The following is an 11613-nucleotide window of genomic DNA, read 5'->3' on the forward strand; positions in this document are numbered from 1 at the left end:
TCCTTTCGATTTATTCGTCGCACCAAATGTGGTGGTGATCGCGTCCGTCTTCAAGCAAGTGTTGTGTCACGCTCCCGTGAGTCTAGCAAGCGGTCGTCCATGACCGCTGCCGGCAGCTCGATCAGCCGCGGCGCCTCGGTGAACAGCAGCGCCGCCGAGACCTCGCGTCCCGGATAGAGCGGCTGAAGCAGCGCGCGATAAATTGCGAGCTGCAGAACATAGGCTTGCGGCACTTCGGCGAGCGTAGCTGGCGCTGGTCGATTGGTCTTGTAGTCGACGATCGAAACCTTGTCCGGCGTTACCGCCAACCGGTCGATCTTGCCGGAAATCGAGCGCAGTTTGCCCCTTACCTCCAGGCTGCCCATGATGGCGACTTCGGCGCGCGAGTTTGGCGCAAACAACGGCGCGAAGCGGCTGTCGGCAAGAATTCTGAAAACGCCAGCCAGGGCCTTGTCGCGCTCGTCGTCGGGCCATGCCGCGCCGGCTCTTGCCAGATAGCGTTCGGCGGCATCCCGGCGTGTTCCCTCGGCGATGCCGGGCAGCATCTGCAGCAATTTGTGCAGCGCCAGCCCGCGCACGACGGCCAAGCCGGGTTCGGCGTCGGCATCCAGTACCGGCGAACGCGTGTCGGCCACCGCTTGCCGCGCCTCGTCGATCAGCACCGAGGCGCCGGACGGCGAGAGCGGCCGCGGCAATTCCTCGAAGGGCGGCAGAGACTGGAACAGGGTTTCAGGCAGTGGTGCAAAGCGTTCCGCCTGTCGTGCCTCATTCACTGCCGCCAGTGGCATGGGCGGCAGTTTCGTCACCTGGAAACGATGCACGGTCTCGCCAGTGGCGGGATGCCGGTGTTCTTCGCTCTCCGCGGCACCGACCAGTGCGCGGCTGACGATCGAATGCCAGGTACCGGTATTCGGCGCCCGTTTGCCATGGTAGCCGCAGACGATCAGCCGATCCTCGGCGCGGGTCATGCCGACATAGAGCAGCCGGCGGTATTCGTCGTCGGCGAGCTCGCGGGCGCGGGCCGATGCGGCGCGTGAAAACCCATTTGCGACATCGCTGGCCGAACGCCAGAGATAGCCCTTGCCCTCCCAGCAGTCGCCCGAGCCTTCGAACGGCATCAATCTCGGCAGATGCTGGTCACTGAACGGCGCGGAGCCGCCATCGACAAGGAATACCACCGGCGCCTCCAGGCCTTTGGCGGCATGCACGGTCATGACGCGAACCTCGTCGCGGGTCTGGTCCATTTCGCGCTTGATCTCGGGGCCGGCGTTTTCCAACGTCGACAGGAAGGATTCCAGTCCCGGCAGGCCGGTCCGCTCCTCGGCCAGGCAGAAATTCAGGAATTCGTCGAGGACGTCGCCGGCCTCCGGCCCGAGCCGCGCGATCATCTTCTTGCGCAGGCCGTCGCGGGCGAGAGCTGCAGCATAGAATTCGAACACCGGCTTGAATGCGGCCTCGTTCGACCATGTGCCGAGCCGGCTGACGACGGCGGCCAACGCCTCACTTTCGCCGGCATGCCGGCGCAGCGAGGCGATCAGCGAGACGCCCGATGGCCTCTCCGCAGCAAGCGCGAAAAGCTGCTCTTCCGAGACATCGAAGATCGGGCTGCGCAGCACGGCGGCCAGCGACAGATCGTCCTCGGGCTGGATGAGAAAATGACCGAGTGCGATCAGGTCCTTCACCGCGATATGGCCAGGCAGGCTGAGCCGGTCGGCGCCGGCCACCGGGATGTCGCGGCGCTTCAACGCCCGTGTCAGCGCATGGACGAAGCGGTCGCGCTTGCGCACCAGCACCAGCACGTCGCCGGGCCGGAGTTTCTTGCCACGCCCTTCGATGACCTCGCCGCCGCCGATCCAGCCGGCAATGGTCGCTGCAACGTTTTCGGCAACGCGCACCGCCGGTGCGTGGGCGTGATCCACCGCTTGCGTCCAGTCGTCCGGTTCGTCGACGACGTCGGCGCCGAGCGAGGGCCAGACGTCGACATAGCCCGGCGCATCGTTGCGGATCGCCTTGTGGTCGAGCGGATCGGGATCGTGGCTGATGCCGCGCCGCACGTTCGGGTCAGCAAAGACACGATCCACCGCCGCAAGCACGTCGTCGGTCGAGCGAAACGACCAGGTTAGCTTGAGATCGGCGAAGGCGGCGGCGGCGGATCTGACTTTGCCGGCAAACAAAAGCCGGCTGTCGGCAAAGGAGTCCGGGGCGGCTCCCTGGAAGGAATAGATCGACTGCTTTTCGTCGCCGACCGCAAAGATGGTGCGGTGGACGGCGTCGCGTGCGCCGAGCCCGGCAAAGAACTCCTCCGCCAGCCGCTTGACTACCTCCCACTGGTCGGGACTGGTGTCCTGCGCCTCGTCGAGGAGGATGTGGTCGATGCCCTGGTCGAGCTTGTACTGCACCCATGGGCCGGCGTCGGGCCGCGCCAGTAGATGGACCGTGCGGGTGATCAGGTCGTTGAAGTCGAGGAAGCCGCGCGCGCGCTTCAATTGCTCGTAGCGGGCGATCAGCCAGTCGGCGATGGTCAGCGCCGCACGCGTGCCTTCCAGCATCCTGAGCAAGGCCAGCCTGTCGGAGATTTCGAGAATGGCGTCGACCGCCGCCAGATATCGTTCGGCAAGATCGGGCAACCGGTGAAGCAATGCCCTTTTAAACGTCTTTGCCGGATCGTAAGGCTCGCCGTCGGCCCTCAGGAAAGCCTTGGAGAGCAAATTCAGGCGACGTACCGGATGCTCCTCGGCAAAGGCAAGGCGGGCGTATGGCAGCAGATTGTTCAGCAGGATGCGCGCATCGGCGGCCTCGGCTGCCCGTGAAAAGGTGACGAGATAATCCGGCAGGAAGCCGGGCAGCGGCCAGACCGAGGCGGCTATACCTTCGGCCGTCTGGCCGGCGCGGAAATGGAACTCGTCGAACAGCGCCTGAAAACCATCGCCGCCGGCCGCGGCGATGAACGCACGCAAACCATCGCGCTTGCGCACGATCTCGGCCAACAGTGCGTCGAGCCCATGCTCGCCGCCGCGCTCCAGCACGGTGGCGAAGGCCTCGGACAATGCCGCATCGCCTGCAACGCCGCCCGAAATCATGTCGCGGCGGGCGGCGGCAAACAGCGAAGCCTCCATTTGCGGATCGAGCATTTCGAAATGCGCAGGGATATTGGCTTCCAGCGGGAACTGATGCAGCACCGATTCGCAGAAGGCGTGGATGGTCTGGATCTTCAGCCCGCCCGGTGTTTCCAGCGCCCCGGCAAACAACCGCCGCGCCCGGCGCATGGTTTCGCGGTCGGGCTGGCGGCCGTCCAGCGCCTCTATCCGTGTCGAGAGCTCGGCATCGCCCAGGGCCGTCCATTGCGACAGCGTCGAAAACACCCGGTTCGACATGTTGGCGGCGGCGGCACGCGTATAGGTCAGGCACAGGATCTTGGACGGATCGGTGCCGCGCAGCAACAGCCGGATAACGCGCTGGGCGAGTACATGGGTCTTGCCCGATCCGGCATTGGCCGACACCCAGGCGGAATTGCGCGGGTCGGACGCGCTTGCCTGGCTCGCGGCAGTGTCGCTTGGAATGGGGTAGGCCTTTTTCATGCCTCCCCTCCCTCGTCATCGGCGTCGCCGCCGGCGGACCATTCGAGCACGCGGGCGAGATGGTCGTAGTCGCCGTCGGTCTCGCCCTCGCGGAACGGCAGCGCCCGCGACAGATAGCCGGTCGCCGGGTCGGCGTAGTGGATCAGCAGTTTTTCCAGCCGCGCCCACGCTTCTTCGGCGAGATCGGCGGCGGTTCGCGGCTTGCGGTTGTATTCGAGGATGGATTCCTCGAACACTTCGCCATTCGGCCTCAGCCGCACGAAGGCCAGTTGCGACGGCTCGCATGCGCCAAGCTCCTTGAAAGCGCCGCGCCTGAGCAGCGCGCCCTCGAGTGCCAGTTGCGGCGCGAGCAGCGTGTGCGCCTGTGCTTTGGATGGCGAGGAGCCGGTCTTGTAATCGAGGATGTCGGCCATGCCGCCGGCCAGCAGATCGATGCGATCGGCATAGCCGGACAGGGTCACACCGGATCGGCCCACACCGGTCTTTTCGGCGCGTTCCTCGGCGTACCGCCGTGCCACGGCTGCGGCCCGGCCGCGCTCCCATTCGATGATGCCGGCGGCAAGCTTTTCGAAGCGTGGCCACCACACCGCCTCGACATCGGCCGGCAGCGCCGCCTCGGCAAAGCAGGAGCGGCCGGCGGCGATGAGCCCGTCCAGCGCCTCCGGCGCGCGCGGGTCGGCCACCCTCGCCGAGAAGAGGTGCAGAATTGCGTGAAACAACGTGCCACGCTCGGCAGCGCCCGGATCGCGAATGACCGGATCGAGCGGCATCAGGCCGAGTATCCTTCTGGCATAGACCGCATAGGGATCGCGGCGCAGCGTTTCGATCTCGGTGACCGAGAAGTGGTGCGGCCGCGCGGCGAGCGGCGGTTTCGGCTGCGGCCGCGGCGCAAAGTCCTGCTTTTCGCCGGCATCGAGCACACGCGCCCAGGCAAGCAGTTCGTCGCCGCGCCGGCGAAGTGCAGCAGCGTGGTCCTCGCCGACGAATGTAAGGATGCGCTGCAGCCAGCGCGAAGGTACCGACGGTGCATCGCCGGAGCGGCCGGAGCGAGCCAGCACCACTTTTTTGGCGCCCATGGCCATCTGGAAATCATGGGCGGCAAGGCCGATGCGCCGCTCGGGCGGTTCAAGATCGATGCCGGTCTTCATCAGCCGCGACATGAAGCGGTCGCTCTCCGGCTTGCGCGGCCACACGCCTTCGTTGAGCCCGCCGACGACCAGCGTGTCGACATCCTGAAGCCGCGCTTCCAGCACACCCCAGATGGCGATGTTCCTGTCGGTGCCCTGCGCCGGCTTGACCGTCTCGGGCGCGATCAGCGCCTCCATCACGTCAGGCCATTCGTCAGCGGCGAAGGAGAACGACACCGAGGCCGCGACCAGCCCGCGCAAGAGCTCGGCGAGCTTTTCGCCGGCATCGCCCGCATAGAGTTCGCTCGGGCTGCCGTCAGCGGCGCGGCCGAGACTTTCGAGCGCAACGACGCTGGCGCGCACAAGGGTGGCAAGATCGGCATTCTCGTCGCCGCGAAAAGCAACCAGCGGCGCCAGCGCGGCCGTTAGCCGGATCAGCAGGTCGCGCGCCTGTTCGATGCGCCTGACCGAAAGCCGCGGCCACCAGAAGGGTGGGCGGCGATTGCCGCTGCCGTCGAATTCGAGGAGCCGGGTGTCGAAGAGCTGCGGCAGCGACGCCACGTCCGGACGCCCTGAGCCACCGCGCAGCGCCACAAGTTCGACGATTTCGGCCGCATGGCGCACGCTTGCCCGCTCCAGGCCGAGGCCAAGCAGGGGATGCTTGAGCAGCGACAGCAGGGCAACGGGGTCGCCCGGGCGGAAGGCTGCCTGAAGCGCCAGCCTGAGCAGGCTTGCGGCTGGTGTGTTGATCAGCGGCGTGCCGCCGGAATCGTCGGCGGCAACGCCGAAGCGCAGCAGCTCGACTGAGACGCGCCGCGCCAGAGCGCGGTCGCCGGTGACGAGTGCGGCGCGCTGGCCGGGCCGTTCGACAGCCTGTTTGAGCGCGACGGCGATCGCCACGGCTTCGTCGCGTTCGCTGGCGGCTTCGAGAAGCGTCACCTCGGCGAAGGCCTCGGCAATATCGCCGGCCCTAAAGCGGGCGCGCGTCTCGGCCCAGAGCTCGGTGGTCTCCGCCGGGCGTAGCGCTTCGCCGACAAGTGCGGCGCGCAGCGCAAGCGGTCGCGGCGCAACAGCAATCTCCTCGACATCGGCGCGCGGCACGCCGATCTTGCCGATCAACTTTGCCAGGCCGTATTGCGGGTGGCCAAGCACGGCTGGGCGCGCGCCCGGTGCGGTGATCGCGGCAAAGGACGGCTCATCCAACGCCAGGTCGAGCCCGGGCAGCACAACGGCGCCATTGGGCAGGCCGGCGATCACGGCAAGCAGCTCGGCCGTGGCGGGAATGGAGCCGGTGGAACCGGCGGCGATCACCGGTCCGGCCGGCGGATTGCGCTTCAGCCGCGCCGCCTCCAGCCTTATCAGGGCATTGCGATGCGCGGCCGGATTGGAACGATGGCGTTCCTCGAGCAGGTTCGGCCAGTTCTCCGTCACGATGGTCAGGAAGTCGAGTGTCACCTGCCACCAGCCTGCAAGATTGCCGGTTACAAGGTCGGCGAGCCTTGCCCAATCCGTGCCTTCGGTGTCGATCTCATCCATCAGGCGTGCAAGGTCGCGCGCCAGCCAGATGGCGTCGGCGGCGGAGGCCGGTATGACGATCTCCTCGTCGAACAATGCCGCGACATGTGCCGGCAGGCGGCGTTTCCACGCCCGCACCAGCGGCGCAAGCAGCAGAAGACGCTCGACCACGGCGATCGGCGGCGCAAGGTCGATGGCGACCGAACCTCCTGCCTCGAAGGCGGCTTCATCCTCATCGAACTCACCAAGCGGGCGGATGACCGGCAGGATCGCCGAGCGGCTTCCCGAGCGCGAGAGAGCATCGACGAAGACGCCGCGAAGCGCCCGCGCCGCACGGCGCGTCGGCACATAGATGGTGAGATCGGCCAGCGCCAGCGGATCGCCGTCATAGGCGAAGCCGGGAACCAAGCGCCCCGCAAGCAGCGCCTCGGCCAGCGTCGGCAGGAACGGCGCTCCGGGCGGGATCGAGAAAACGCGGCGGGAGCCGCTCATTTCGACTCGGGAAGAGCGCCGGGTGCCTCACCGACAGCATTGGGCGTGCCGGCAAGCGCGGCGGCGACCGCTGCTTCCGCCCGCGGGATCGCGTCAGGTGTGCCGACAGTAATCCAGTGACCCTGCATTTTCAGGCCGAACAGGCGCCCGGCGGCGATTGCCGCATCGAAATAGGCGTTGAGAGAGTGTGGACCGGCCGGCGCATCCTTGAAGATGCGCGGATGGACGATTGCGGCGCCGGCATAGATCAGGCCGGCCGGATCGTTGTTCGCACGCCGCAAGGCGCCGTCCGGCGCCATCAGGAAATCGGTGCCGCCGCTATGTCCGGTTGCCGACTGGAGATCCGCAAGCATCAGCAGAATGTCCATTGTCGCGCCCTCCCATGCAAGGGCAAGTCGCCTGAGATTGGAAACGCCGCTGTCGATCCAGAAGGTGTCGGCGTTGAGCACATAGAAGGGCGCCCCTAACCTGGGCAATGCCTTGACGATACCACCGGCGGAGTCAAGCAAGCCCCTACTCTCATCCGAGATGACGATTCTCGGCGCACTGCGGCGGGCTACATGGTCCACGATCTGTTGCGGGAGGTAATGGACGTTGACGACGGCCTTGGCGACGCCGGCTCCGGCTAGGCAGTCCAGCCCCCAGTCGAGCAATGTCTTGCCGGCGATCTTGACCAGCGGCTTCGGCATGGTGTCGGTGATCGGCCGCATGCGCTTGCCGAGCCCGGCGGCGAGCACCATGGCGGTCGTCGGCATCGGCTGCTCATCCGCCGCCTTCAGGCCCAAATCCTTAGCCGTCAAATCGAGCGTTCCTCCAGGAAGCCGTGGGCGATGTAGAAATCCTGCAGCCCGGCCAGCGCCGGATGCGCCAGTGCCCGGCGAAGATAGTCGCGGATGCGCGGCAGATGCTTCAGATAATAAGGCTTGCCGTCGCGTTTTTCGAGCCGCACGAAGATGCCGAGGATCTTGGAATTGCGCTGTGCGGCCATGATTGCATAGCTTTCGCGGAATTCGTTCTCATCGAAGGCACCGGCAGCACGTCGCGCGGCGATGTAGGCGGCGAGCGTGTGCTTTTCGATTTCAGGTGAGATGGTGACGCGCGCGTCCATGGCGAGCGAGGCGACGTCGTAGGCTGACGGACCGATCAGCGCATCCTGGACATCGACGACGCCGAGACGGTCGTGACCGAAACGGTCAGCGCGCCAGATCAGGTTGGGCGAATGAAAGTCGCGCAGCATCAGCGTGTATTCGCGCCCCTCGAGCCGATCGACCACCGCACTCCATTCGCTGCGATAACCGGCGCGCAACGCCTCGCTTGGCGAAGCGCCTGATATCGCCGGGACATACCAGTCGACCAGCAATTCGGCCTCGATCATCATGGCGTCGCGGTCGAAAGGCGGCACGTCGTGGAAGACGCCGGGGCCGGCCTGCATGCGGGCCGGCCATGTTTTGCCGTGCATCATGGCAAGCAGTTCGGCCGCCGCCGCATAACGCGCGGCCACCGGCTGGCCGCGCTTGTCGAGGAAGCCTTGGGAACCGAGATGCTCCAGCAGAAGAAAACCCTGGTCGAGATCCTGGGCATGAATTTCCGGGACGCTGACGCCGCCGGCCCGCAAGGCCCGGTCGATGGCGACGAACGCCGAAACGGATTGCGCGGTGTGAGCGATCTCGGCATAGGGTTTGCCGTCGCGGACTGGCGGTCCGAGCACCAGCCTTGGCGAGTTCATCAGCACGCGCGGCGGAAATCCGGCGAGCGTGACGATCTCGTAGGAGCGAGCCGAGGCATCACCGATGAAATATCGTCGCTGCGCTTCGCCCCAACCGGCCTGCCCGAGAAAATCGCGCATTGCCAGCGATCGCGCCGCGCGCTCGAAGGCGGCGCCCTCTCCCGATAGTCTCGCCAGTCGGCCGTCGCCCTGCTGGAGAAGTTCGACCAGCACCGAGGTTTTCGGCAGATATGCCTCTGCCCGCTCCGGCCATTCGACCAGCGCGGCGCCTTGCGTCAGCGCCTCGTCGAAGCCCAGCTCGTCCAGCTCGGATGCCGTGCCCAAGCGGTAGAGATCGAAATGATGAACCGGCACACGCGCGTCGTAGCTCTGGACCAGCGTGAAGGTCGGGCTCGGCACGTCGAGCCCGGCATCGTCGGCCAGTGCCCTGATCAGCGCCCGTGCCAAGGTCGATTTGCCGGCGCCGAGATCGCCCTTGAGGGCGAGCACGTCGCCGACGCGCAGCGACATGGCGAGATCCTCGCCGAACCTTGCCGTCGCAGCCTCGTCGGCGAGAAAACGCTCCAGCACCAATACCGCCATCGAACGCGCTACTCGGCCGCCGCGCGGATGCCGGACGGCGTGTCGGGAAAGGCGCAAACAACCGTGGTGCCCTTATCCCTGCCGGTCTCGATGCGGACGCTGCCGCCATGCAGTTCGACAAAGCTCTTGACGATCGACAGGCCGAGCCCGGCGCCACGGCGGCGGCCGCCATTGGTGCGCGGCTCGAAGCGCCGGAACACTGAGTCAAGCAGGTCCGGCGGCATGCCGGGGCCGTCATCGTGAACGGAAAATTCCACGCCGTCGGCAAGTTGGCGGCAGGCGAGCGTTATGGTGCTCGCCTCCGGCGCGTAATTGGCGGCATTGCTGAGCAGATTGAAGAGGATCTGGCGGACGCGGATCTCGTCGCCGTGGAAGGTTTTCGGCGCGGCCGCCGCGTCGATCCTGAGCTTGATCGCATGTTCCTCCAGCCGGTCGGCGACCAGTTCGGCGGCAGCCGTAATGGTTCGATCGATGTGAACTTCGGAAATGTCGAGTTCCATGATGCCGGCATCCACCGTCGCCAGGTCGAGGATGTCGTTGACGATGGTGAGCAGGACCGAGGAGGACGAGCCGACATGCCCGATATATTCGCGTTGCTTCTGGTTCAGCGGACCAGTCGACGGCAGTGAAAGAAGCTCGGTAAAGCCGATGATGTTAGTGAGTGGCGAGCGCAGCTCATAGGAGACGTGCTGCACGAATTCGTTCTTGATCTGGTCGGACTTTTGCAGCGCCTCATTCTTGTCCTTCAGCGCCCGCTCGACATTGACGCTGTCGGTAACGTCGACGAAGGTCATCATCACCTGGCCGTTGGGCAAAGGGATGACGGCGTAGCGCAAAACGGTGCCGTTGTTCAATTCGGTTTGGCCGTGGCGGTCGCGGCGCTCGTCGTCGAAGCCGGTGATGGCGGCAACGAACCCGCCCCACGGACTGTCGACGGCACGGCGGTCGCAAAGGTCGCGGATCGTCGAGACATGGACGTTGGGTTTTGAGGCATCGGCATCCAGCCCCCACAATGCCGCGAACGCCGGGTTCGACAGTCTCAGCCTGCCGTCGGGGCCGAACACAGCGACGCCTTCGGCGAGGTTGTCGAGCGTCTCGCCCTGGACCCGGACGGCGGTCTGGTAGCGGCTTTCAAGGTCCATCTTCTCGGTCAGGTTCTCGAACACCCAGGTGACGCCGCCCTTGGGCTGCGGATTGGCGACGACGCGAATGGTCTTGCCGTCCGGCAGATGCCACCAATGCTCCTGCGATTCAACCGCGCGGTAAGCGCCGAGCAGGCTCTCTTTCCAGCGCCGCCATTCGGGCTGCTCGGCGATCTTGCCTTCGCTGCGCAGGCGGTCGAGCAGCAAGGCGTTGTCCGGCGCGCTGTGCAGGAAGCCGCTGTCGAGGCCCCATAGTTTCTGGAACGCCTGATTGAAAAACCGCAATTTCTCGTCGGTGTCGAAAATCGCCACGGCGGTGTTGAGCTGATCGAGCGTGTCGGCGTGGCTCTGCATGGTCCGCTCATATTCGGCGCGAATGGCCTCGATAGCGCTGATGTCGCAGGCAAGACCAGCCGAACCATCCGCCCCGGCAAAATCGGTCACGGCAAACATACGGCGGTCGCCTTCGATGACCGTGGAGAGCGTCTGTTCAAAGACCGCGCGCGACCTGTGCTGCGCAGCGATCGTGTCGCGCGCCTGGCCGCCGAGGAATTCCTTGCCATCGCGGACCGCCGCTTCGGCATTCTCGGCCTCGACCGCTTCGGCATAGGCGCGGTTGACCCATTTCAGCCGCCCGTCGACAGTACGCAGCCATGACGGCATCTTGAGCGCATCCAGAAGACCGATCAGCGTCTCATGGTCGGCAGCTAAGCGCTGGTTCTCGATCTTCAGCCTGGCCTGGCTTCGCTGTGTCTCCGAAAGCGAGACGAAGCGAACCAGCACATGCGCCGCACTCTTGCGGCCGTGAACCTCGAGCGGCTGGCCGGCCTGCGATTCGATGACCAGATCGAACGGCTTTGCCTTGTCCCGCAGTGCCGCGACGGCATGTTCGAGTGCAGCCGCCGAACGCGGCATCAGCCAGCGGCCGAAAGCCAGGAAGGCCGCCCGGTCCTCCGGCGCGCCGCTCTCGATCGGCAATGTCCCGACAAGCTCGGGCTTCTTGTTCTCGGCCGCCCATACCACCACGCGCTGATCGCGGGAATGGAGCAGCGCCTCCGAGCGCTGCAGCGCGGCATTGACGTCGGCGATACGGGTCCTGAGCTCGGCATTTTCCGCCGCGGTGCGCGCCCGTTCGCGGATCAGAAAGATGGCCGACAGCAATGCCGCCCCCATGACGCCGACGAACATGGCGAGTTGCATGACCTCGACCGTGCTGACCGACAGCCCGGCCTTTTGCGCCACGCGGGTTTGGGCATGTGCAGTAAAGCCAAGCAGCGGACCAACCAGCGCGGAAGAAGCAAGCAGCACCCCGACACGGCTGCCGGCGCGCCATAGAAGGCTGCCGCCTCTGGCAGCGGAGCCCGTGATCGAATCGTTATGGCCGCCGGAAACGGCCTGTCCCGCGCAAGGCGGGTTATCCCCCGGCATGTCTTGGTCCTCTTCGCCGCCTG

4 protein-coding genes and 1 pseudogene are annotated in these 11613 nt (G+C 66.0%); all 5 read right to left on the minus strand.

What is annotated here, in order from left to right:
* Positions 1 to 66: 66 nt before the first annotated feature.
* A pseudogene (gene addA, locus NKH60_RS08760) lies at positions 67 to 3578 on the minus strand (double-strand break repair helicase AddA).
* Positions 3575 to 6712 carry a double-strand break repair protein AddB gene (addB, locus tag NKH60_RS08765; protein WP_352871940.1) on the minus strand — a complete coding sequence of 1046 codons (3138 nt, stop codon included), beginning with the start codon at positions 6710 to 6712 and terminating at the stop codon, positions 3575 to 3577. Before addB ends, addA begins: the two are co-directional and overlap by 4 nt.
* A complete protein-coding gene (locus tag NKH60_RS08770) occupies positions 6709 to 7467 on the minus strand; it encodes a nucleotidyltransferase family protein (RefSeq protein ID WP_352871942.1) in 759 nt (252 codons plus the stop codon). Before NKH60_RS08770 ends, addB begins: the two co-directional genes overlap by 4 nt.
* A 41-nt stretch (positions 7468 to 7508) precedes the next feature.
* Entirely contained in the window at positions 7509 to 9020 is a 1512-nt protein-coding gene (gene tsaE / locus NKH60_RS08775; RefSeq protein WP_352871944.1) for a tRNA (adenosine(37)-N6)-threonylcarbamoyltransferase complex ATPase subunit type 1 TsaE, read from the minus strand.
* Between the two features lie 8 nt (positions 9021 to 9028).
* Positions 9029 to 11590, minus strand: a complete 2562-nt coding sequence (locus NKH60_RS08780; protein WP_352539990.1) for a sensor histidine kinase — start codon at positions 11588 to 11590, stop codon at positions 9029 to 9031.
* Positions 11591 to 11613 lie beyond the last annotated feature (23 nt).

Source organism: Mesorhizobium sp. M1006 (genome assembly GCF_040318825.1).
Classification (GTDB): Bacteria; Pseudomonadota; Alphaproteobacteria; order Rhizobiales; family Rhizobiaceae; genus Mesorhizobium.

Bases quoted from the DNA above. Each gene is read 5' to 3' on its own strand.
- NKH60_RS08770 (WP_352871942.1), bottom strand. From the start codon at position 7,467: ATGCCGACGACCGCCATGGTGCTCGCCGCCGGGCTCGGCAAGCGCATG.
- tsaE (WP_352871944.1), bottom strand. From the start codon at position 9,020: ATGGCGGTATTGGTGCTGGAGCGTTTTCTCGCCGACGAGGCTGCGACG.
- addB (WP_352871940.1), bottom strand. From the start codon at position 6,712: ATGAGCGGCTCCCGCCGCGTTTTCTCGATCCCGCCCGGAGCGCCGTTC.
- NKH60_RS08780 (WP_352539990.1), bottom strand. From the start codon at position 11,590: ATGCCGGGGGATAACCCGCCTTGCGCGGGACAGGCCGTTTCCGGCGGC.